The sequence below is a fragment of the Mycobacterium sp. PO1 genome, assembly GCF_017312405.1.
Lineage (GTDB): Bacteria > Actinomycetota > Actinomycetes > Mycobacteriales > Mycobacteriaceae > Mycobacterium.
Genome location: NZ_BLTG01000019.1, coordinates 109,849 through 130,999, shown reverse-complemented (window position 1 = coordinate 130,999; position 21,151 = coordinate 109,849). Strand labels below are relative to the sequence as shown.

Annotated in this window: 21 protein-coding genes; 14 read left to right on the top strand and 7 right to left on the bottom strand. The window is 67.9% G+C overall.

Annotation, left to right across the window (positions count from 1 at the left end; all coding sequences use genetic code 11):
- Positions 1–24 precede the first annotated feature (24 nt).
- Together J3476_RS09325 and J3476_RS09320 are read left to right on the top strand one after the other, a co-directional pair.
- Positions 25–1,617 (top strand): bifunctional 3-(3-hydroxy-phenyl)propionate/3-hydroxycinnamic acid hydroxylase, encoded by a 1,593-nt coding sequence (locus J3476_RS09325; RefSeq protein ID WP_207066203.1) that lies wholly within the window; start codon positions 25–27, stop codon positions 1,615–1,617.
- Between the two features lie 13 nt (positions 1,618–1,630).
- Positions 1,631–2,818: a cytochrome P450 gene (locus tag J3476_RS09320; RefSeq protein WP_207066202.1), complete on the top strand. Its 1,188-nt coding sequence runs from the start codon at positions 1,631–1,633 to the stop codon at positions 2,816–2,818.
- A gap of 25 nt (positions 2,819–2,843) precedes the next feature.
- On the opposite strand, the gene J3476_RS09315 is transcribed toward J3476_RS09320, so the two are convergent.
- From J3476_RS09315 to J3476_RS09305, 3 genes are read right to left on the bottom strand one after another with little or no spacing between them, the layout of a single operon-like run.
- Positions 2,844–4,241: a GntP family permease gene (locus J3476_RS09315; protein WP_207066201.1), complete on the bottom strand. Its 1,398-nt coding sequence runs from the start codon at positions 4,239–4,241 to the stop codon at positions 2,844–2,846.
- A gap of 57 nt (positions 4,242–4,298) precedes the next feature.
- The gene (locus J3476_RS09310; protein WP_207066200.1) at positions 4,299–5,261 is read right to left on the bottom strand and encodes a 3-hydroxyacyl-CoA dehydrogenase family protein; all 963 of its coding nucleotides are present in this window, start codon (positions 5,259–5,261) and stop codon (positions 4,299–4,301) included.
- A 23-nt stretch (positions 5,262–5,284) separates the two neighbouring features.
- Positions 5,285–6,205, bottom strand: coding sequence for a sugar phosphate isomerase/epimerase (locus tag J3476_RS09305; RefSeq protein ID WP_207066199.1), 921 nt, complete (start codon positions 6,203–6,205; stop codon positions 5,285–5,287).
- 125 nt (positions 6,206–6,330) lie between these two features.
- Here J3476_RS09305 and J3476_RS09300 point away from each other — a divergent pair, with 125 nt between their 5' ends.
- The 4 genes from J3476_RS09300 to J3476_RS09285 all read left to right on the top strand — a co-directional run bounded on the left by J3476_RS09300 (position 6,331) and on the right by J3476_RS09285 (position 10,147).
- Entirely contained in the window at positions 6,331–7,077 is a 747-nt protein-coding gene (locus tag J3476_RS09300) for a GntR family transcriptional regulator (protein ID WP_286182800.1), read from the top strand.
- An 88-nt stretch (positions 7,078–7,165) separates the two neighbouring features.
- Complete coding sequence (lerK, locus tag J3476_RS09295; RefSeq protein ID WP_207066198.1) at positions 7,166–8,881, top strand: dihydroxyacetone kinase family protein; 1,716 nt, start codon at positions 7,166–7,168, stop codon at positions 8,879–8,881.
- A gap of 26 nt (positions 8,882–8,907) precedes the next feature.
- Positions 8,908–9,366 (top strand): ribose-5-phosphate isomerase, encoded by a 459-nt coding sequence (locus J3476_RS09290; protein ID WP_207066197.1) that lies wholly within the window; start codon positions 8,908–8,910, stop codon positions 9,364–9,366.
- On the top strand, positions 9,359–10,147 hold the full coding sequence (locus tag J3476_RS09285) for a triose-phosphate isomerase (protein WP_286182798.1): 789 nt from the start codon (positions 9,359–9,361) through the stop codon (positions 10,145–10,147). The genes J3476_RS09290 and J3476_RS09285 overlap by 8 nt, the downstream gene beginning before the upstream one ends.
- A gap of 30 nt (positions 10,148–10,177) precedes the next feature.
- On the opposite strand, the gene J3476_RS09280 is transcribed toward J3476_RS09285, so the two are convergent.
- Positions 10,178–11,092, bottom strand: a complete 915-nt coding sequence (locus J3476_RS09280) for a hypothetical protein (RefSeq protein WP_373889044.1) — start codon at positions 11,090–11,092, stop codon at positions 10,178–10,180.
- Positions 11,093–11,283: 191 nt separating this feature from the next.
- Between J3476_RS09280 and J3476_RS09275 the strand changes: the two genes are divergently transcribed.
- Entirely contained in the window at positions 11,284–12,735 is a 1,452-nt protein-coding gene (locus tag J3476_RS09275; RefSeq protein ID WP_286182797.1) for an APC family permease, read from the top strand.
- A gap of 13 nt (positions 12,736–12,748) precedes the next feature.
- Here J3476_RS09275 and J3476_RS09270 read toward each other — a convergent pair whose 3' ends face one another.
- Entirely contained in the window at positions 12,749–13,957 is a 1,209-nt protein-coding gene (locus J3476_RS09270) for a lycopene cyclase family protein (RefSeq protein ID WP_286182796.1), read from the bottom strand.
- Positions 13,958–14,049: 92 nt separating this feature from the next.
- Between J3476_RS09270 and J3476_RS27885 the strand changes: the two genes are divergently transcribed.
- A complete protein-coding gene (locus tag J3476_RS27885) occupies positions 14,050–14,256 on the top strand; it encodes a hypothetical protein (protein ID WP_221361960.1) in 207 nt (68 codons plus the stop codon).
- Between the two features lie 65 nt (positions 14,257–14,321).
- A complete protein-coding gene (locus tag J3476_RS09265; RefSeq protein WP_207066193.1) occupies positions 14,322–14,558 on the top strand; it encodes a hypothetical protein in 237 nt (78 codons plus the stop codon).
- Positions 14,559–14,583: 25 nt separating this feature from the next.
- Here the strand turns inward: J3476_RS09265 and J3476_RS09260 are convergent, their stop codons facing one another.
- Positions 14,584–15,378: an NUDIX domain-containing protein gene (locus J3476_RS09260; protein WP_207066192.1), complete on the bottom strand. Its 795-nt coding sequence runs from the start codon at positions 15,376–15,378 to the stop codon at positions 14,584–14,586.
- Between the two features lie 83 nt (positions 15,379–15,461).
- Here J3476_RS09260 and J3476_RS09255 point away from each other — a divergent pair, with 83 nt between their 5' ends.
- Genes J3476_RS09255 through J3476_RS09235 form a run of 5 tightly spaced genes read left to right on the top strand, consistent with a single transcriptional unit; the run spans position 15,462 to position 20,360 of the window.
- Positions 15,462–15,899, top strand: coding sequence for a hypothetical protein (locus tag J3476_RS09255; RefSeq protein WP_207066191.1), 438 nt, complete (start codon positions 15,462–15,464; stop codon positions 15,897–15,899).
- Positions 15,784–16,242 carry a hypothetical protein gene (locus tag J3476_RS09250; protein WP_207066190.1) on the top strand — a complete coding sequence of 153 codons (459 nt, stop codon included), beginning with the start codon at positions 15,784–15,786 and terminating at the stop codon, positions 16,240–16,242. Before J3476_RS09255 ends, J3476_RS09250 begins: the two co-directional genes overlap by 116 nt.
- Before the next feature lie 4 nt (positions 16,243–16,246).
- Complete coding sequence (locus tag J3476_RS09245) at positions 16,247–16,654, top strand: YidH family protein (RefSeq protein WP_207066189.1); 408 nt, start codon at positions 16,247–16,249, stop codon at positions 16,652–16,654.
- Positions 16,655–16,660: 6 nt separating this feature from the next.
- Positions 16,661–16,993, top strand: a complete 333-nt coding sequence (locus J3476_RS09240; RefSeq protein WP_207066188.1) for a hypothetical protein — start codon at positions 16,661–16,663, stop codon at positions 16,991–16,993.
- Between the two features lie 55 nt (positions 16,994–17,048).
- Positions 17,049–20,360, top strand: coding sequence for a BTAD domain-containing putative transcriptional regulator (locus tag J3476_RS09235; RefSeq protein WP_207066187.1), 3,312 nt, complete (start codon positions 17,049–17,051; stop codon positions 20,358–20,360).
- Here the strand turns inward: J3476_RS09235 and J3476_RS09230 are convergent.
- Complete coding sequence (locus tag J3476_RS09230) at positions 20,302–20,973, bottom strand: hemerythrin domain-containing protein (RefSeq protein ID WP_207066186.1); 672 nt, start codon at positions 20,971–20,973, stop codon at positions 20,302–20,304. The two genes, J3476_RS09235 and J3476_RS09230, sit on opposite strands and share 59 nt — an antisense overlap.
- Positions 20,974–21,151: the final 178 nt, after the last annotated feature.

Below are 21,151 nucleotides of genomic sequence, written 5' to 3'. Positions count from 1 at the left end.
GGAGCCGCTCCGCGCCGGCGTGCCGTGAGTGCAGGAACCGGGTCCACGGCCGACAGCGAGCATGTCTCGGTGGTGATCGTCGGCGGCGGACCCACCGGAATCACCGCGGCGACGCTGCTCGCCCAGTACGGCGTCGACACCATGGTGCTGGAGCGCTGGTCGCAGGTCTATCCCCAGCCCCGCGCCGTGCACCTGGACGACGAGGTCTACCGCATCCTGGCGCGGCTCGGCGTCGCCGACGAGTTCGGCGTCATCTCCAGGCCGGCCCGGGGGCTGCGCCTGGTCACCCGTGACCTGACCGTGCTGGCGGAATTCAACCGGGACAGCACGCTGACCCCGAACGGGTTTCCGGCGGCGAACATGTTCGACCAGCCCGCGCTCGAAGAACTGCTGCGACGAAACCTGAAGCGGTACGCGTGCGCCCGGCTGCGGCCGGACACCGAGGTGCTCGGGATCACCACCGGGCTGTCAGGAGGACCCCGCCTGCAGGTGAGGGACCGGACGAGCGGACGTGAGTCGGTCGTGACGGCGGACTACGTGCTGGGCTGCGACGGCGCCAACAGCGTCGTGCGTGACGCGATCGGTTCGACGATGCGGGGCCGGAAGTTCGACCAGCGGTGGCTCGTGGTCGACGTGGAGACGACGGTGGACCTGCGCCAGTGGGATGGCGTCCACCAGGTTTGTGACGAGCAGCGCGCCGCCACCTATATGCGCATCGGCGACGCTCGCTACCGCTGGGAGTTCGCCCTCCTCGACAACGAGTCCGCAGACGACTTCGCCTCGTTGGCGGCACTGCGGCCCCTGATCGCTCCGTGGACTCGTCACGTCGGCGATGCCGAGCTGACGATCATGCGGGTGGCCGAATACACCTTCCGCGCTCAGATCGCCGACCGTTGGCGCTCAGGGCCGATTTTCCTGCTCGGCGACGCCGCGCACCTCACGCCGCCGTTCATCGGCCAGGGCATGGGTGCCGGGCTGCGCGATGCGATGAACCTGGCATGGAAGATCGCGGGTGTGTGCCGCGGGGAGCTGTCGGTGGACGTCCTCGACAGCTATCAGCAGGAGCGGAAACCACACGCACGGCAGATGATCGCGCTGGCCCTGAGAATCGGTCGCGCCATGACCGCGGGTGGTCGATTCGGCTCGGCCGCCCGGCGTCTCGTCCTGCCCAAGCTGCGGCTGGTACCGGGCGTCCGCACCAGGATCGCGAACTCCGAAACGCCTGCACTGCGGCGATCGAGGATGGTGAAACCCACCGTCACCACCCGTGGAGTCGTCGGACGGCTGTGCCCGAATGTCCTCTTGCACAACGGCTGTCGGATCGATCAGGAGCTCGGCAGCGGCTTCGGCGTGGTGACAGCAGCGCCACTGACACCGCAGCAGCAGCGCATGGTCGATGAGAGGGGAGCGCACACCGTCGCCGTCTCCCCGGGTTCGGAGCTTTTCGACTGGCTGCGTGACCGGCACGTGACGGCCGTCGTCGTTCGACCCGACCGCACGGTCATGTGCGCCGGGCGCGATCTGACCGCGCTGTGCCGGGCGTTGCCGACATTGCGGGTCGATCATGCGCCGGCCGTCAGGGCCGGCAGCGGACCAGGGGACGTCCCGACCGAGTGAGAGGTAACCTGTGATGATCCGCCCGAAAGATGCTGCGCTGTACCGGCCGAGCATCTACAGCAGATCGACGATACTCGATCCTCACCCGCACTACCGGGCCCTGAGGGCGCTCGGGCCCGTGGTGTGGCTGGCCCGGCACCGGCTCTACGCCCTGCCCCGCTATACCGAATGCAAAGCCACCCTGCGTGATGACGGTCTCTACCGGTCGGGGCACGGGGTCGGCGCCAACTCGGTCGCGAACCGCCTCTCCCGTGGCACCACGCTCAACAGCGACGACGCCGAGCACAACCGCCGCCGAAAGCTCGTGGCCCACCGGTTGATGCCGCGGGCGCTCCGCGCCTTGGCTGACAGCGTCGAGCGGCAAGCAGGAATGGTCGTCGAAGCAGCTGTCCGCAAAGGAGACGTCGACGTCGTCGCCGAGATCGCGACAGCCCTTCCGGCGGCTGTCGTCCCCGATCTGGTCGGCTGGCCGACCGATCAACGCGACAAGCTGCTGGATTGGGGAGCAGCCACATTCGACATCCTCGGTCCGCTGAACTGGCAGGCGGCCAAGGCGGCGCCGCGGGCCCTGCAGATGCTGCGGTTCGCTCGCCGCGTCGTCCGCGAGCGCACGGTGATGCCGGGAAGCATGGCCGATGAGCTGCTCGGCGCGGTCGACGACGGAACCCTACCGGCACACGAGGTGCCGCCACTGTTGGTCGATTACATCGGCCCCTCCATGGACACCACGATCAGCGCCATCTCCAGTGCGATCCACCTGTTCGCCACGCACCCCGAGCAGTGGGAGCTGGTGAAGAGTGACCCGACGCTCATTCCCAACGCGGTCAACGAAGTGGTCCGCTACGCGTCGCCGCTGCGCGCGTTCACGCGCAAAGTGCTGAGCGCACACGTCGTCGCCGGTACACACATCCCGGCCGGCGCCCGGGTACTGGTGCTATACGCCTCGGCGAACCGCGATGAACGCGAGTGGGCAGCGCCGGATGTCTTCGACATCCGCAACGACGCCGGCCGGCACGTCGGATTCGGCAATGGCTCACACGCGTGCGCCGGGCAGGGGCTGGCTCGACTGGAAACCACTGCGATCCTGCGTGCTCTCGTCGACCGGGTAGCGCGAATCGAGATGACCGGTGCGCCGACGTGGGCGGTCAACAACATCATCCACCGTCACGATCACCTTCCGGTGCGTCTCATCCCGGCTTGACGGGTGACGAGCTGAGTCGATCGATTCAGCTCGCCACCACATAGACCACTGACGCCAGTCCGAAGGCCATGAATCCGATGGCCGTGGCGATCACCGTCCACGTCTTCAGCGTGGTCACCGTGTCGAATCCACAGAACCGTCCGATCAACCAGAAGCCGGAGTCGTTCACGTGCGAGAACGTGATCGAACCGGCGCTGATACCGACGACCACGGCCGCCAACGCGATCGTGCCGACATCCATCGCGGTCACGGCCGGGGCCATGATGGAGCCTGCGGTCGTCGCGGCGACGGTGGCCGAGCCCTGGGCGACGCGGAAGATGACGGCGATGAGGAATCCGGCCAGCATGATCGGCAGTCCCAGCGCGTCCAATCCGTCGGCCAGGGTCTGCCCGATTCCGGTCTCGGTGAGTATCCTGCCGAAAGCTCCACCGGCACCGGTGATCAGGATTATCGAGCAGACAGGTGCCAGGGCGTCGTCGACGAGATTTTCCAGTACTCCCCCGATGGGTTCCCGGCGCCGCCTCGGAATGACATACAGCAACAGCATCGCCAGCAGGACGGTGATCAGCAGAGCCATCGCGGTGGTGCCGATGAGTCGGGACAGCTGATAGGCGAGGTTGTCCTCGGTCACGACACCGTCGGCCTCGAGTGTCGAGAACACGGTGTTGAAGAAGATCAACAGCAACGGCAGCAGCAGGACGAAGATGATCGTCCAGAATCCCGGACGCTCCTCCTCGGGATAGTCCTTCGGTTCGCCGAGCAGAGTCGGCACCGGCATGTCCGGGTAGCGCTTGGCGATCAACAGGCCCAGGCGGTAACCGGCCAGATACCACGTCGGCAGGCCGACCAGAAGGGCGACGATGACCACCATTCCCACGTCGGCGCCCATCACCGTGGCCGCGGCGGTGGGTCCCGGGTGTGGAGGAGTCAGGGCGTGCATCATCAAGAACGCGCCGATTGAGGGCAGCACGTACAGCATGAACGAGCCACCGAGACGCCGCGCCACGGTGTAGATGATGGGCAGCATGACGATGAAGCCGGCATCAAGGAAGATGGGGAACGCGTAGAAGAGCGAGGCCACGGCCAACGCCAGCGGCGCCCGCTCTTCACCGAATCTGGCCAGCATCCTGTCCGCCAGAACCTGTGCACCGCCGGTCATCTCGACGAGTCGTCCGAGCACGGCGCCGAAACCGACGAGTAACGCAACCGCGCCGACGGTGGTACTGAAGCCGTCGATGACCACGCTGACGACATCACCGATGCCGATACCGGCGGCGATACCCGTCAGCACGCTGACCACGATGAGCGAGAAGAACGCGTGCAACCTCACCTTGATGATCAGAATGAGGAGTACGGCGATGGCCACGACGGCGATGGCGACGAGCAGGCCGGCGGGCCGCTCCGCGAGGACTACCTCGTCCATGGAATTCCCTTCGTGGTCATCAGGTCTGCGTGGCGGTCGTGGGGAGCAGCAGGGACATCAGTCGCCTTTCGGCGCCGGCCCGAGTTCGCGAAGGAGTTCACCCATACGGGAGTAGGCCTTGTTGCGGTAGGCGATGAGTTGCGCCTTGGTCTCGTCGTCGAAGTCACCGGTCAGACCCTTGCCGTTCTTGGTTCCCTTGCGGCCCGCGGCGACGGCGTCGGTGAGCAGCTTCGGGGTCGCCATCCGCTCACCGAATTCGTTCTCCAGCGTGGTGTAACCCTTGGCATAGACGTCGAGTCCGGCCTGATCGGCGATAGCGAACGGGCCGAAGAACCCCAGCCGGAAGCCGAAGGTCGTGCGCACGATCGTGTCCACGTCCTCCACCGACGCCACGCCCTGTTCGACGATCAGGGTCGCTTCTTTGAGAAGCGCATACTGCAGGCGGTTCAATGCCATTCCCGGAGTGTCGGCAACTTGTGCACCCTCGCGCCCGGCTCGCGTGAGGAGGTCCTTGACCGAGTCGATGACCTCCTGGGTGGTGGCTTCGCCGGCGACCAGTTCGACACCGGGGATGAACGGCGCGGGATTGGAGAAATGCACGGTGAGGAACCGCTCCGGGTGGGTGACCGCCTCGACCAGGACCTTGACCGGGATGGTCGAGGTGTTGGTGCCGATGATCGCCTCCGGGCGGGCGGCCGCACACACCCGGCTCAACACATCTTTCTTGACGTCGGGATCCTCGAACACGGCCTCCATGACGAAGTCGACGTCCGACACTGCGTCCTCGAAGCTGTCTCCCGCGGTGAGGTTGCCCATGATGGTCTTGGCGCTGCCCGGTTCGAAGAGACCCTGTTCCTCGAACTCCTCGGCCTCCTTCTCCAGACGTGCGAGGGCTTCGCGGGTGGCGTCGGCGTCGACGTCGGCGATCCGGACGGTGAACCCGTTCAGGGCGAGCACCTGGGCGATTCCACCGCCCATGTAGCCCGCGCCGACGACGGTGACGGTGTTGATCGTGCGCATGCGGATGTCCTTCGGGTCGTGGGTCAGGCGAGGGCGGAGGTGAGAACCTGCAGGATGTACTCGCGGTTCTCGGCGCACACCCCCAGGGAGTCAGAGCCGTAGTGCTCGCAACAGAACGGGCCGGAATAGCCGAGGTCGAGTGCCAGCCGAATCATCTGGCGGTAGTTGATGTACCCGTACTTCAGTGGCAGTGGAGCCGAGCTGTACGCGCCGGTCGCCGGATCGTGATCACGCGAATAGTTCTTGATGTGCCAGAAGTTCGAGTACGGAAGCACTTTGGCGAACATCTCGGTGAAATGCGGCATCGGGCGGTGCAACCGGATGAGATTCCCCAGGTCGGGATTCAGTCCGACAGCATCGTGGTCGACGTCGCTGATGAACTGCACTGCCTCGTCGGGAGTGCCGATGAAAGTGTCCTCGTACATCTCGAGGCTCAGCTGGATTCCGTTGGAGCGGGCATGATCGCCGAGTTCGCGAACCCGCTCGATCGCCAGCTCACGCAGAGCAGGGTCGTCGACGTGGCCTTCCACGAGCCAGAACCAGATCTGCTCGCTCTGCGCGGGCGTGATCGCCTGCATGAAACCGGTGTTGACGATGGTGGCGCCGAAAGTGGGGGCGAGGTCGATGAGGCGGTGGGCATCGGCCAGGTTCTGCTCGCCATGTTCGACATCCACCACCGAGTTCCGGGTCATCGAGACGGAGGAGATGGCCAGTCCTTCGTCGCTCAGCACGGTGCCGAACTCATCGACGCGTGCGTCCGACAATGCGGCGAGCGGAACCCAGGCATCGGTGGGGTCGATGTAGTCGAACCCGAGTTCGCGCACTTGACGCAGCTGTGAAGCCCACACTGCGGCCGGGGCGTCCTTGATGTGGCCGCCGTCGGGTGCCCGGTTACCGAAGCTGAGCATGTTGGCTGAGATCGGCCAGGTGTGAGCCGAGTGCATCGACGTCCTCCAAAGTGGTCTGAGTCACAAACCTCTAGATCGCATAGGATATAGGATTTCTGGGGCTCAATGTCAACAGGGGTTAGAATTTCGTCCTTTGATCCGGAGCGGCGGAAAGGCCCGAAGTGGGAGCCGACGAGTACCCGGCACCGGTGCGCAACACGCTGGTCGACCAGGTCTACGAGCGACTCATGGAGTTGCTCCTCGACGGCACGTTGCAGTCGGGGGATCCCATCAGCATCGACGGCACGGCTCGCTACCTCGGCGTCTCGCCGACTCCGGTGCGCGAGGCGCTGGCCCGTCTGGAGTCCACGGGCAACGTCGTCCGGGTCGCCATGCGGGGCTACCGCGTGCCCGACATGCCCGGCGCCAAGGAGATCTCCGACATCATGGACGCGCGCCTGCTCATCGAGCCCCGGCTGGCCGAACTGGCCTGCGAGCGTTCCGATACCCGGTTGTTGAATGCGCTGGAACAGGCGATCGATGAGCAGGATCGCGCACCTCATACACCTGACGCCGCGGCGATCAGGAAGTATCACCGCGCCGATGAGCACTTCCACCGCCTGATCGCCGAACACGCAGACAACAGCGCATTGCTCAGGGCATATGACGCCTTGGGCGGTCACGGTCAGCGTTTCCGACTCTTCATCGGAGTCGGCGTGCAGGACTCCGCCTGCGCGATCGCCGAACACCGGGAGATCCTGGCCGCGCTCCGGCGCGGCTACGGGCCCGAGGTCTACCGCATCATGCACAGCCACATCAGCGGTGTGAAGGAGCGGGCGCTGGCCGAGCATGCGGAAGCGCAGCGACGCGTCACCGGCCGGCAGAGGTCGCGACGCCGCCCGTCGGATTCTGTGAACACGGCTGACTAAGCGCCGAGAATCCTATAGGATCGGGGTCACACACTCTGGTTCGTAGCGCTGGACGTCTCGTCGCCGGCGCGTCGTGAAGGACGGAACAATGACGTACCTCCTCAATTCGCCGGACGACTTCGCCGAGGAGGCGGTCCGCGGCCTCGTCGCCTCTCATCCAGACCTTCTGGTCGAGGTCCCCGGCGGAGTAGCTCGCTCGACGCAGACACCGGCGGGCCAGCCGGCGTTGGTGATCGGCGGCGGCTCCGGGCATTACCCCGCATTCGCGGGCTGGGTCGGCCCCGGCATGGGACACGGGGCCCCATGCGGCAAGATCTTCTCCTCGCCCTCAGCCTCAGAGGTCTACTCCGTGGTGCGCAACGCCGAGAACGGTGGCGGCGTGATCCTCGGGTTCGGAAATTACGCCGGGGACGTTCTCCACTTCGGCCTGGCGGCCGAGAAGCTCCGTCACGAAGGCATCGACGTCCGTATCGTCACGGTGAGCGATGACATCGCCTCCAACACCTCCGAGAATCACCGCGACAGGCGGGGTGTCGCAGGCGATCTACCCGTGTTCAAGATCGCCGGGGCGGCCATCGAGGCGGGGGCGGATCTCGACGAGGCCGAACGCCTGGCGTGGAAGGCCAACGACGCGACACGTTCTTTCGGACTCGCCTTCGAGGGCTGCACCCTACCCGGCTCTGACGACCCGCTGTTCCACGTCGAAAAGGGCAGCATGGGGGTGGGTTTGGGAATCCACGGCGAACCCGGGGTCCGAGACGCCGATATCGGTAGTGCCGCAGACATTGCCGATCTCTTGGTCGACGAACTGCTGGCCGAAGAGCCGCCACGGGGCGAGGACGGCTACGACGGCAGAGTCGCCGTGATCCTCAACGGACTCGGCACGGTGAAATACGAAGAGCTCTTTGTCGTCTACGGGCGTATCGCCGAACGACTGGAGCAACGAGGACTGACAGTCGTGAGACCCGAGGTGGGCGAATTCGTCACCAGCCTCGACATGGCGGGTCTGTCGCTGACGTTGGTGTTCCTCGACGACGAACTCGAAAAGCTCTGGCTCGCGCCGGCCGAGACACCGGCCTATCGGCGAGGCTCGATGCCGGTCGTCGATCGGGCCCCCCGCACAGGCACCTGGGATCCAGGCAAGACCGAGATACCCGATGCCAGCGAGGATTCGCGAACCTGCGCCCAGAAGATCGTCGCAGTGCTCGAAAGGTTCCGGCAGGTCTGTGCCGACAACGAAGGCGAACTCGGTCGACTCGACGCGGTCGCCGGTGACGGTGACCACGGCCAGGGCATGGTGTTCGGCTCCCGGGGCGCGGCCGGCGCCGCGCGCACCGCGGTCGATCAGGGCGCAGGTGCTCGCACCACGCTGCTGATGGCCGGTGAAGCCTGGGCGGACGCTGCGGGCGGAACTTCCGGAGCCCTGTGGGGCGCCGCATTGACCAGTGCCGGTGGCGAATTCAGCGACACCGAAGGGGCCGAAGAGCGAAGCGTCGTCGATGCCGTCACCGCCGGGATCGATGCCGTCCTCCGGCTCGGTGGAGCGGAGCCCGGAGACAAGACCATGGTCGACGCCGCCGTGCCGTTTCGTGACGCACTGACCGACGCGTTCGACACGGACGCAGGCCCCGCGATCACCGCTGCGGCGCGCGTCGCGCACGACGCCGCCGCCAAGACTGCCGACATCACAGCGCGGCTGGGCCGCGCGCGAGTGCTGGGCGAGAAGAGCGTGGGCACCCCCGACCCGGGCGCGTTGTCCTTCGCGCTGCTCATGACGGCGCTCGGCGAGCACCTGACCCGCTGAACGACAACCGCTGTGGAGGAACAGATATGGCAATGAGGATCGTAGTGGGCGGCGACAACGCCGGATTCAACTACAAGGAGGCGCTGCGCAAGGACCTCGAGTCCGACGAGCGCGTAGACACCGTCGAGGACGTCGGGGTCATGGAACACGAGGACGACACGTCCTACCCGAACGTCGCCGTCGCAGCCGCGGAGAAGATCGCACGGGGGGAAGCGGACCGGGCACTGTTGATCTGCGGCACCGGATTGGGCGTCGCGATCGCGGCGAACAAGGTCAAGGGTGTCCGCGCGGTCACCGCGCACGACCTCTACTCCGTCCAGCGTTCCGTCCTGTCGAACAATGCGCAGGTGCTGTGCATGGGGGAACGTGTGGTGGGACTCGAACTGGCGCGTGCGCTGGTCAAGGAGTGGCTCGGGCTGGAGTTCGACCCACAGTCCTCCTCCGCGGCGAAGGTCGACGACATCCGCGCGTACGAGGGTGACTGAGACCCGCGACGGCGTGGCGACCCTGTGGGTCGGCACCAGCTGGAAGATGAACAAGAGTCTCGACGAGGCCCGTCGATACGCTCGCGAGCTGGACCACTACCTGAGGCGCACGAAACTCGCTGGAGTGCAGCCATTCATCATTCCGTCGTTCACCGCGGTCAGCGCAACCCGGGAGGCACTGGGGCAGGACACGCCGGTACTGCTCGGAGTGCAGAACGCTCATTGGGACGACCATGGCGCGTGGACGGGCGAGGTGTCCGTCGCTCAGGCCAAGGACGCGGGTGCTCAGCTCGTGGAGATCGGTCACTCCGAGCGGCGCGAGCACTTCGGTGAGACAGTCGCGACAACCCGGCTGAAGGTGGCGGCCGCGCTCGCCCACGGGCTGGTTCCCTTGCTCTGTATCGGCGAGAGCGACGAAGTCAGACGTGCCGGGGACTCGTCACGATTCATTCTCGATCAAGCAGCCGGCGCACTCGATGGCCTCACCCCCGAGCAGATGAAGCGGGTCCTCATCGCCTATGAACCGGTGTGGGCAATCGGCGACAAGGGCCGCCCCGCCACCGCCGAGGAGATGCGGGCGCCGTTCGCCGAACTCGGTCGCGAATACCTCGGACGCATAGGTGGACTGCTCTACGGAGGTTCGGTCAACGTCGACAACGCGGCAGATCTTCTCGGCATCGCCGAGGTCACCGGGTTGTTCATCGGCCGGGCCGCTTGGGAGTTGCGCGGATATCTGCAACTTCTCGAGCTCGCCGCGAGTCATCCGAAGCTGGCGGGCTGACGGGCGGTTGTTCTATCGGGGGTTCTCCGCTCAGACCGTTCCACCCGGGAACACCGTCTTGACGGCCTCGGTGATGTGCTCCCGCGCGGTGGCGGCGTCGGTGGGGTCCAGCGAGCTGATCGCCATCACATAGCGGCGGTCGGGCCCGATCAAGCCGGTGGACACATGCAGCTGGTTGCCGCCGTTCCAACAACAGAACCAACCCTGCTTGACCGCAACGGGTTCGGCGTAGAGGCCGTCGGGGATGCCGAACCGCTGGGGATAGCCGTCATTGCCCGTCGGAGTGAACCGGGCGATGTTGCCGATGATGATGTCGGCCTGCTCGCGCGGTAACCCGCCGGTGCCCGCCAACAGCATGTCGTAGTAACGGACGAGATCGCCTGCGGTGCTCTGCGTGACGTCCCAATGTCCGTTGTACGGCGCGGTGGTGCCGGTCAGACCGTACCGGGCGACGATGCGGTCGATCACCGCGTTCTGACCACTGCGGTCCCAGAACATCTGCGCGGCACTGTCGTCGGAGGACCGCAGCATCGTATCGAGGGACTGCCGATCGGCGGCCGAGAGTTCGATGTCCCCCTGCGACTCCCGCAGCAGCAGATCGTCGGCGATGAACAGCTTCACCACCGACGCGATCGGAAACGGCGTGTTCGCGCCGTGGGCCGCCAGCTGACCGGTCTGCCGGTCCAACACGGCGGCCTCGATCTGGGCGCCCACGTCGGCGGCCTGCGCGGCCGCCTGTTGAACGCGGTCGTCGAGCCCGGCGAGAGGGACCGGCGGCGCAGCGGGCGGGGCCTGGGGCATCAGGGTCGGGCGCGGCGCCTGCGGAGTGTGATCGGCGGCGGGCGGCGCGCCCGACACCTGCGGCGTGCATCCTCCCAGCAGCAACGCGACGCCGAGGATCGCCGCCGTGGCTCCCGCCCTGTTCAGTAGCAGTCGGCGCATCAGTGTCCTCCACATCGCTCCCGGAAGGGCGGGCCGTCGCAGGCCCGCCTGTCATCCACCCTAAACGGCTGATCGGGCCCGGGTACCCCGTCGCGGGCCCACCGCATCAGATCGACGGTTTCCGAACCGGCCGATACGGGTAGGTCCATCGCACTGGTTGAGCTGGGGAAAGGCCGGAGACCATGGACCGAGACGTGGCAACCAAGCCCGACGATGCCTCCCTCCTGAAAGTCCTCGGCAACTGGGACGTCCTCGCGCTCGGGTTCGGGGCCATGATCGGGTTCGGCTGGGTCGTGCTGACCGGCGACTGGATCGGCTCCGCGGGCACCCTCGGGGCGGTGCTGGCGATGGCGGCGGGCGGGGTGATCATGGCGGTGGTCGGCCTGACCTACGCGGAGTTGACCGCGTCGATGCCCAAGGCGGGCGGAGAACACAACTTCCTGCTGCGCGGCATGGGTCCGCGCTGGTCGTTCATCGGCTCGTGGGGGATCGTCGGTGGGTACGTCACCATCGTCGCGTTCGAGGCCGTGGCACTGCCGAGAACCGCGCTGTACCTATTCCCCGACCTCAACCAGATTCACCTGTGGGATGTCGCGGGCAGCGAGGTCTATCTCACCTGGGCACTGGTGGGCTCGATCGCGGCGATCGTCATCACCACCATCAACATCCTCGGGGTGAAGTTCGCCAGCGTGGTCCAGACGTTCGTCGTGGTGCTGCTGCTCATCATCGGTTTGATGCTGGTGTTCGGATCGTTCACCGGCGGCTCGCCGGACAACATGCAGCCGCTGTTCACCGGCGGAGTCGCGGGCTTCTTCGCCGTCCTCGTCGTGGTGCCGTTCCTGTTCGTCGGGTTCGACGTCATCCCGCAGTCGGCGGAGGAAGTGAACGTGCCCGCTCGCCAGATCGGCCGGTTGGTCGTCATCGCCGTGATCCTGGCGACCATCTTCTATCTGCTCGTCATCGCGACCACGTCGTCAGCGATGCCGCCGGGTGACCTGGGTGAGGCGGACATCGCCACCGCGGACGCCTTCGGCGCGCTGTTCAACAGTGATGTGATGGCGAAGCTGCTGATCGCCGGCGGCATCGCCGGGATCCTGACGTCGTGGAATTCGCTGCTGCTGGGCGCCTCCCGGCTGATGTACTCGATGGCACGCTCGGGCATGCTGCCCGCCTGGTTCGGCAAGGTGCACCCGCGATTCCACACACCGGTCAACGCGTTGCTGTTCATCGGTGGCCTGTCGTTCCTCGCACCGTTCCTCGGCGAGGCGATGCTGGGATGGCTCGTCGACTCGGGATCGCCGAGCATCGTCATCGCCTATCTGCTGGTGTCCATCGTGTTCCTCGTGCTGCGGCGACGGGAACCGGACATGGACCGGCCGCTGCGGATCGGTGGAAAAGGCCAGGGCGGCTTGCTGATCGGCGGAGCGGCCGTGGTTCTCTGCGCAGGCCTGTTGAGCCTGTATCTCCCGGGGATGCCTGCGTTCCTCGACCCGCAGCCGTGGTTGTTGTTCGGCGGCTGGTGGGTCCTGGGTCTGTTCTTTCTGTTCCGGGTCCCCACCGGGGTTGCACCGGGTGAAGACGCCGAGCACCGGCTGCTGGAGGAACTGCGGCAACGCCGGGCATCGACCGGATCCGGCAGCCGATGACGCAGTGCCCCGCTCACCGTCGACCGGCGTGCGAATCCTCGTCGGCGGCTGTTGCGTTGGTCGTGACCGGTCGCCGTACCGCAGCGGTGACGAGGTTTCGACGCAACCGTCCGCTGGTGTTCCGGTAGAGGCAGCCCATGGCGGCCGCGGTTCCGCGGACGTCGTCGCGGGCCGTCAGGTAGGTCCAGCGGTGGTGTTCGGGCAGGGCGAAGAACTTCTCGAAGAACAGGGGGACATCCTCGGCCGGCATACGCAACAGGGCTTCCAGCCCGATGCGGCGCAGCCGGTGGATCGCCACCGCAGACGGCGGCCAGACGGCGCGCTTCCCGGCAGACAGCGCTTCATCCGGTCCATCGGCCAGGTGCACGGCCAGCGCCGAGGCGACCGCAGGGGCGAGCCTGAGCGAAGCCGCCACGCTGAACCCCGTCGCGGGATGGATCAGCGGCGCGGCCGCGCCGAACCCGAGTACGCCGCGCCCGTCGTGTCGCGGCTGGTCGACGGGGAACCAGACCTTCTCACTGCGGGCATCGGCGGCCGGGGTGACACCGTGCCGCGCCAGCCGCGCATGAAGCCGCCGGCGCAGGGTCGCCAGAGGCAGACCCGGCCGTCGCGCCAGCGAGGTCTCCTCCAGCAGCACCTGACCGTCACCCAGTGGAACGCCGTACAGGAACGTCGGCCAGCCGTGCTCGCCGTGGTCAGGGCGCCAGTCCATGAACAATGCTTGACCGGGAGTGACGACCGGCGCGGCGGTGTCGTCGTCGACGATCACCCCGTAGGCGGTCTGGTCGGCCGTACAGCTGCGTGGCGACACCGGATCTGTTGGGCGCCATCGTCCCCCGGCATCGACGATGATCTGCGCGCGCAACCAGGAGCCGTCGGCCAGGGCGACGACCCCGCGTTGCGGCGAACCGACGACGCGTCCGGCATGGATGCGCACATCGGTGAGTTGATCGGCCAGGTGCGCGTGGAGAGCGGGAACGTCGAGAACGGCGTAGTCCCAACCCACGTGGTGCTCGGTGACCGCGTGGACCCGGCCGGCGGCGCGGGCGGCGACCACCGACGCCGGCAAGCCGGCGGGCAGCTCGTCGGCCCACATGCCGTAGGTAGCGGTCCACGGGCGTTGCGGCGCCGGGTCGACGAGCCCGGTGCGCAGTCCACGACGGGCGCACTGTGCCGCCAGCGCCATGCCCGCCGGCCCGGCTCCGACCACCAACACGTCCATCCGACCCATGGTGCCCTTCAGGCGCGCTCCGATGCTTCTCGTTCTGCCGAACCGTATCAATCCGCAGCGGTAGCCTCGGTGGGGTGAGAACCATCTCGGGGATCTTTCTTCTCGGAGTCGGAGTCCTTGTGGCCCTCTCAGGTGTGCTGTTCGCATTGCAGGGGTTCGGATTCGTCGGCGGCAGTCCGATGACCGATACCACCACGTGGTCTGTTGCCGGCCCGATCATCGCGGTCGCCGGTGTCGGAATGATGTACATGGGCTGGCGGATCAGCCGCAGGAATCAATCGAGCCCATAGCCCGTTGACCCCACTGTCGCAGGGCCACCGCTCGCGACGAAGCGGCAAGGAAAGAGGCGAGATCGATGAAGAAGATCGGACGGGTCGGAATCATCGCAGGTGCACTGTCGGCGGCCGTGATCGGTTTGGCCGGACCGGCCCAGGCCGATGACGGCGGTGCCGAAGACAGCGGACGTGACAGGGATTCCAACTACTACGGCCGCGGGGGCTACTACGACGTCGGTGGCTTCAACAACCCGTGGATCAACCAGTTGGTCCCGACGGTCAAGGTGCCGAAGGTCGACACCAGGGTGCGCAACTGATCGGTGGACTACCTGATCGGTAGCACTATTCGGGTATGTCGCCGCCGGTGCGCCGGTCCTGATCGCGAGGCGTTCGGGGTCGCCGCACCGGCGGCTGTGTTCGCCAGGCGCCACCGGCGCGGAACAACTCCGGGGGTCGTCCGCCGCGCGGACTCGCCTTGGCCCGCTTGCCGGTCGGCTCCACGTACGCGCCGGGCGCGGCCGTCGACGGCGGCGGTGAGGTGAGGCTGCGGCGGAAGTTGGCCGGGTCGATCTCGGCCTGCCACAACTCCTCGTACACGCTCTGCAGTTCCGACAACGCGAACGTGTCGCCGACGAACGCGGTCGCCAGATCGGTCTGCTCGAGTTGTTCGGCGGCCCGGTCCACCGCGTCCGAGAGGATCCGGTGGTGGTCGAACGCCAGCGACAGCTCGCGCACCGCGTCGACGACCGGCCAGAACCGGGCCGCAGCGGCGTCCGTTCCGGCGTGCAGGCTGCCGGGATCGGGAGTCACCGCCAGATAGGCCACCGTGACCACGTTGGTGCGCGGATCGCGGCCGGGATCGCCGTAGGCACCGAACTGCGCCAGATGCTTGGGCGCCACCAGCCCGGTCTCCTCCCGCAGTTCGCGCCGCGCGGCCTGGTCGAGCGTCTCGTCCGGCCGCTTGAATCCGCCGGGTAGCGCCCACATCCCGGCGTAGGGTTCGCCGCCGCGCTGTACCAGCAGGACGTGAAGATGCCCCCCGCGCATGGTCAGGATCACGATGTCGACGGTGACGGCGAAGGAGGGATAGGCCGACGTGTCGTAGCCGTCGGGAACGCGATGCCCTGGCCGTGTCATAGGCGGATGGTAGACCGATACTTGTCAGATCGACAAATACCGGTTATGGTCACTATGCCAATATCTGACCCAGGGGGTACGCCATGGCGAATCAGACCGACTCCGACGTCAACGAGCTGCTTACCCGCATCGCGAAACTGGAGGCGCTGCTGGCGCAGCGACCACACGCCGACACCTCGCGGGCGGACATCTGGTTCCTGCTGGATCGCTCCGGATCCATGGGCGCCATCGCCGAGTACGTGGTGCAGAGCTTCGACGAGTTCGTCGCCGAACAGCGCAACGAGGCGGGGGAGGCCGCCATGACGCTGATCCAGTTCGACGGCGAGGATCCCCAGGACGTGTTGATCGATGCCCAACCCCTGGCGGGGATCGGTTCGATCGCCGGCAGATTCGCCCCCCCGCGGCATGACGCCGCTGTACGACGCCATCGGCATGCTGCTGGATCGGGCCGAAGCGCACGTCGACAACGCGGGCGCCGACCCCGCCGATCAGCTCGTGGTGATCATGACCGACGGCCATGAGAACGCCAGCCGCCGGTGGACGGCCGCCGCGATCTTCGAGCGCATCGCCGCTCTGCGGGCCGCCGGGTGGACCTTCGTCTTCCTGGGCGCCAACCAGGACAGCTATGTCACGGGGGCATCGATGGGCGTGGTCGAGGGGAACACGTCCAACTTCACCGCGTCGCCCGAGAGCGTGCTGGCTGCCGGACGCGGGCTGACCCGGGCCGTCAGCGGGTGGCGGGCCAAACCGCGCGCCAGCCGGATCGCCGACGCCGACGATTTCTGGGACGGGGTCAAAGAGGCCGAAGCAGCGACGGACCCCACCGCGAACGAGGACCGCGCTGCGGACCCCCGGTTACCGTGAGTGAGTGGCCGACAACGAGGTGATGGACTTCGACGGCGACGCGCAGCGCGGATCGCGCGCGCCGCGCAGCGTGTACGAGGTGGGGCGAGAACCCGATCCCCTCTACAGCCTGGCCAACGAGCGGACCTACCTGTCGTGGCTGCGTCTTGCCGTCACGCTGCTGGCCGGCGCGGTCGCCATCGACCGGTTGTTCCTCGACCGCCCGTGGTGGGGCAGTGAAGCCCTCGCGCTGGGCCTCGTCGCCGTCGCCTTCGGCACGTGCGGGGTCGGGGTCCGGCGCTGGTGGGTCACCGAGCGGGCACTCCGGCAACGCAGGCCGTTGCCCGGTTTCGGCGCCCCACTACTCGGCATCGTGGCCGTGCTGCTGGCCGGAGCGGGCGTCCTCGTCATCGTGTTGATGCCCAGGGGGTGAGCGCCGGTGAAAACCACGCCCGGCAATCTGTGGGGGGACCAGTACCCGTTCGAACGCAACGCCGCCCAGCGCACGATGACGATGCTGGGGCTGGCCGGACTGTTCGTCGTCACGACGATTCTGCTCGTCCGCACCGAACCGGCCCACGTCCTGGGCATCGCACTGATCTGCGCGGGAGTGCTGTCCGGGCTCGCTGCGCTGTCCCGGCACCGCTACGTGCAGGAGACCCGCCTGGGCTTCGTGATCCTTCGGAGCCGCGGTGGTGGATTCGTGTTCGGTTCTGCGCTGGTCTTCGCGGTGATCGGCGTCCTGGTCGCGCTGCTGCTGGTGTTCGACTGACAGACCGGCGGGTGAAGTGGTGCGCGGCCGGGTGCCTGCATATCCTGGCTCGGCCATGACCGAGATCCTCATCACCCTGTTCGGGCCGCTGACGGTCCGCGTGGCGGGTGAGGTCGTCGACCTGCGCGGTCCGCAACCCCGGGCAGTGCTGGCGCGGCTGGCCGTGGCGGCCGGCGAAGTCGTCTCCGCGGACCGCATCATCGACGACATCTGGGCCATGGACCCGCCGCCGAAGGCGCTCGGGGGTCTGCAGGTCCACATCTCCAATCTGCGGCGACTGCTGGAGCCCGGCCGCGCCAAACGCACGCCCGCCCGGGTGCTGATCAGCTCACCGCCGGGTTACGCGTTGCGGCTCCCTGTCGATGCCGTGGACGCGTGGCGATTCCAGGCGCTGGTGCGGGATGCCGCCACCAGCGATGCCCCACAGTCGCGGGCGGAATCGTTGCGAGCGGCATTGGACTGCTGGAGTGGCGCGGTGCTCCCGGAGTTCTGCGATACCGATTGGGCTGCAACGGAAGCCGCTCGGCTCGTCCGGATTCGCGCCGCCGCGGTCGAACAGTACGCCGCCATCGGCCTCGACCTGGGGTGGGAAGCGCGGGTCATCCCGGAGCTGGAACGCCACCTCACCGAGGACCCCCTCAGCGAGGAAGGTGTGCGGTTGCTGGCACTCGCGCTGTACCGGGTCGGCCGCCAGCGTGACGCACTCGCGCAACTGCGTGCGATCCGTGACCGGTTGGCCGACGAACTCGGCATCGACCCGGGCCCGGCGTTGCGCACGCTGGAAGCGAAGATCCTCGCGCAGTCCGAGGACCTCTTCGACCGGCCGCGATCCCCCACGCTCCCGATAGCGGTCGAGACACCCAGGCGCCACAGCGAGTTTCCGGTGCCCGTGTCGCGACACCGCGCGACCCTGATCGGCCGCGCGGCCGAGGTGCAGCGGATCACCGCCGCCGCGGCGACGGCGCTCACCGCGGGGCTGCGGACGATCTGGCTGGGTGCCGAACCGGGGGCGGGCAAGACGACTCTGGCCGAGGTGATCGGCGAGCGGCTCGGCCTCGACGGGTGGACCGTGGCGCGCGGCCGTTGTCCCGAAGTCGATGGTGCTCCTCCTGCGTGGGCATGGTCGGAGGTCGTGCAGGCCCTCGGCCATCCGGCGCCGAACTGTGAGTCGGCGTTCGAACTCGCCAACGCGGTCGCCGACCGGTTGCGGCGGGTCACTGCCGACGGGCCACTGCTGGTGGTTCTCGACGACCTGCACCGCGCCGACGGCGCGACACTGCAGTTGCTGCGGGGTTTCGCCCACGACCTCGCCGACCGCCCCATCGTCGTATTGGCTGCGCACCGCAGCACCGAGGCCGGGCCCGAGCTCACCGCCACCTGGGCCGCGCTGGCCGCGGTCACCGCCGAACGGGTCGACTTGGGCGGTTTGAGCAGAGACGGCGTCGTCGCACTGGTCCGCGAGCTCGCTCCTGACAGCACCATCGCCGACGATGCCGGAGTGCTGGACCGCCTGATCGAACGGACCAACGGAAACCCGCTGTTCGTGTCGGAGTTCGCGCGTCTGCTGGCTTCCGAAGGCCGGGCAGCCGCCTCCGCCACTGTGCCGGCTGGTGTGCGGGAGGTGTTGCGGCGCCGACTTTCCCGCCTTCCCGGCTCGGCCCGGACCGTCCTGCAGCAGGCGGCGGTCCTGGGCCGCGAGCTCGACGTGGAGCTGCTGGTCCGCATCGCCCGCCACGATGAGGACGACGTGCTCGACGGCCTCGAAGCTGCCGTGTTGGCGGGACTGCTCGACGAGCCCGGACCGGGCCGGGTGCGCTTCACCCACGCCCTGGTCCGCGACACCCTGTACGAGGACACCCCGGCGCTGCGCCGGGCGCGCTGGCATGCGGCGGCGCTGGCCGAGCTGCGCGACGCCCCGGATCCCGACGTGGCGGCGCTGGCGTACCACGCCTTGGCGGCAGCCACCCCCGCGACGGCGGCCGACGCCGCCGGGCTGGCGTCGGCCGCTGCCGAGCAGGCGCTGTCGCTCAACTCCGCCGCCGAGGCCATGGCGTTGGCCGACGCCGCGGTGCGCATGATCGATCTGACGCAGAGCAGCACCCCGCTGGCGTCGCAGGTCCGGCTGCTGGTCCTGCTCACGCGGGCGGCGGCTCTGGCGGGGGATGCCACCCGCGCCCGCTCGGCCCGGGCCCGGGCCGTGCAGCTGGCCGCCGATAGTGGCGACGACCCGCTGTTGCTGGACGCGCTGACCGCCTTCCGCGCCCCGATCTCGTGGACGGTCAGCGCGTTGGCGCCGGACCACACTGACGTCCGGGAACCGTTGCGCCGCAAGCTGGCCGAGCCCGATGGGGTTGATCCAGTGACCCGGGTATGGCTGATGGTGGCCTTGATCTTCGAGATCGAGAACGACGCCGCGGCGTACGGGATGGACGAGGTGATCGACGTGTCGGCCCAGGCCCTCGAGATCGCTCGCGCCTCCGGGGACCCGGTCGCGCTGTGCGCCGCGCTCAACGCGCGCGCCTATTTGTCGACCGGACCGGACCTGGCGAATGAACGCGAGAGCCTCGCCGCCGAGCTGCTGGCGGTCTCCACGGCGCACGGTCTGCTCGGCTACGAGGCGCTGGCCCACTGGTTCTTGTTCATGTTCGCCTCGGCCCGTACCGATCTGCCCGAGGCCATCCGCGAGGCCGATCTGGCCGTCGAGCGGTCGACCAGCGGGCAGGTCGCCGCACTCGTCGTGGTGGTCGAGGTCTACCAGGCCGTGTTGTGCGTCCTGGCCGGCGATCTCGACAACGCCGCCCGCCGGTACCGGCGCCTGGCCGGTCAGATGGCCGAGACCGGCATGTCCAGTGCCACCGAGGTCGCGGTCGTGTTCGAGCTGGTGCTGGCCTTCGCCCGCGGGGACATGTCGGACCTGACCGATGCCATGATCGCGGTCCACCAGCTCTATCCCGATGCGATGAACGAGGCGCTGGTGTTGTGTCTGCTGGACGCCGGACGTACCGAGGAGGCCCGGGCATGGTGGCTCTCGCGGGCTCCGGTGCGGCGTAACTACTACTGGCTGGCCAGGATGGTGCTGCTGGCGCGCGCCGCGATCCGCCTGGGTGACCTCGAGCAGTGCGAGCAGGTGTACCGCGAACTCACTCCCTGGGCGGGACGAGTGGCCGGAATCGATTCGGGCTCAGTCGCTTTCGGTACCGTCGACGACACTCTGGCGTTGCTGGCCGAGGCGCTGGGCCGCGCCGGCGACGAGGTGGCCCGCCACCGTGCCGGCGCCGACGCGGTCCGCGCGCGCGTCGCAGCGGCGCTCAGCCCCAGATCGCCCGCTCCATCCGCCGGTAACCCGGCCGGAACAGAGCCAGCATGAGCGTGATCGCCACGCCTGCGTCGGCTTTCAGCGCGGCGAGCTCGGTGGGTGTCACCGCTGCGCCGATCCTGGGCAGTTCGAACGACATCCGGGCGTTCCGGCGGATCCGGGCTTCCACGTCGCGCCAGTCCGCCACCGACAGATAGCGGCGGATCACCGGAAAGGTGGCGCGCTCCTCCTCGGCGATGTGCTCGGTGAGGACGCCACGCAGCTCCACGAGCCGGGCCGCCAGAGCCGCGGCCGACTGCCGTGATGGCGCCGCCCGGAAGGCCAGCGCGCCGCCTCGCATCCGCTCCAGCAGCGGAGTCAGCGCCTCGTGATCCTCGGTGAGCGGCGTCAGGTCGATCTGGGCGCCGGCCCGCTGCACGATCACCGGCCACAGGATGTCGTCCTCGGCGTGATGGTGGTGGTCGATGGATTCGGCCATCAACTCGAGGTAGCGCACCAGCGTCCGGGTTCGGCGCGCGGTGATGGGCACGCCGCCGTCGGCCATCGCCATGGCCACCCCGGTGGTCCGGTCCAGGTCGCGCAGCATCACCCGGTGGGCGATCTGCATCCCGAGGACGTCGGGGGTGGTGCTGGTGGTCGCGGGGGCGGCGGGTTCGGTGGTCATGGTGGCTCCGATCGGGGGTGGACTGCTGGTGACGATCACTGTGGACCGGTGCTGTTGGTGTCGACTTGTCGCCGACTTGGGGCCCGCTGAACCCGATGCGGCGCTGCCCACGTTTCAGGTCAGGTGGGCATGGTTACTCGCGAGTAAGGAGTGGTGCAGCTCACAACCACCGGGGAGG

Bases quoted from the DNA above. Each gene is read 5' to 3' on its own strand.
- J3476_RS09250 (WP_207066190.1), top strand. From the start codon at position 15,784: ATGACGCCGCTGTACGACGCCATCGGCATGCTGCTGGATCGGGCCGAA.
- J3476_RS09230 (WP_207066186.1), bottom strand. From the start codon at position 20,973: ATGACCACCGAACCCGCCGCCCCCGCGACCACCAGCACCACCCCCGAC.
- lerK (WP_207066198.1), top strand. From the start codon at position 7,166: ATGACGTACCTCCTCAATTCGCCGGACGACTTCGCCGAGGAGGCGGTC.
- J3476_RS09305 (WP_207066199.1), bottom strand. From the start codon at position 6,205: ATGCACTCGGCTCACACCTGGCCGATCTCAGCCAACATGCTCAGCTTC.
- J3476_RS09270 (WP_286182796.1), bottom strand. From the start codon at position 13,957: ATGGACGTGTTGGTGGTCGGAGCCGGGCCGGCGGGCATGGCGCTGGCG.
- J3476_RS09235 (WP_207066187.1), top strand. From the start codon at position 17,049: ATGACCGAGATCCTCATCACCCTGTTCGGGCCGCTGACGGTCCGCGTG.
- J3476_RS09265 (WP_207066193.1), top strand. From the start codon at position 14,322: ATGAAGAAGATCGGACGGGTCGGAATCATCGCAGGTGCACTGTCGGCG.
- J3476_RS09255 (WP_207066191.1), top strand. From the start codon at position 15,462: ATGGCGAATCAGACCGACTCCGACGTCAACGAGCTGCTTACCCGCATC.
- J3476_RS09320 (WP_207066202.1), top strand. From the start codon at position 1,631: ATGATCCGCCCGAAAGATGCTGCGCTGTACCGGCCGAGCATCTACAGC.
- J3476_RS09315 (WP_207066201.1), bottom strand. From the start codon at position 4,241: ATGGACGAGGTAGTCCTCGCGGAGCGGCCCGCCGGCCTGCTCGTCGCC.
- J3476_RS09310 (WP_207066200.1), bottom strand. From the start codon at position 5,261: ATGCGCACGATCAACACCGTCACCGTCGTCGGCGCGGGCTACATGGGC.
- J3476_RS09290 (WP_207066197.1), top strand. From the start codon at position 8,908: ATGGCAATGAGGATCGTAGTGGGCGGCGACAACGCCGGATTCAACTAC.
- J3476_RS09260 (WP_207066192.1), bottom strand. From the start codon at position 15,378: ATGACACGGCCAGGGCATCGCGTTCCCGACGGCTACGACACGTCGGCC.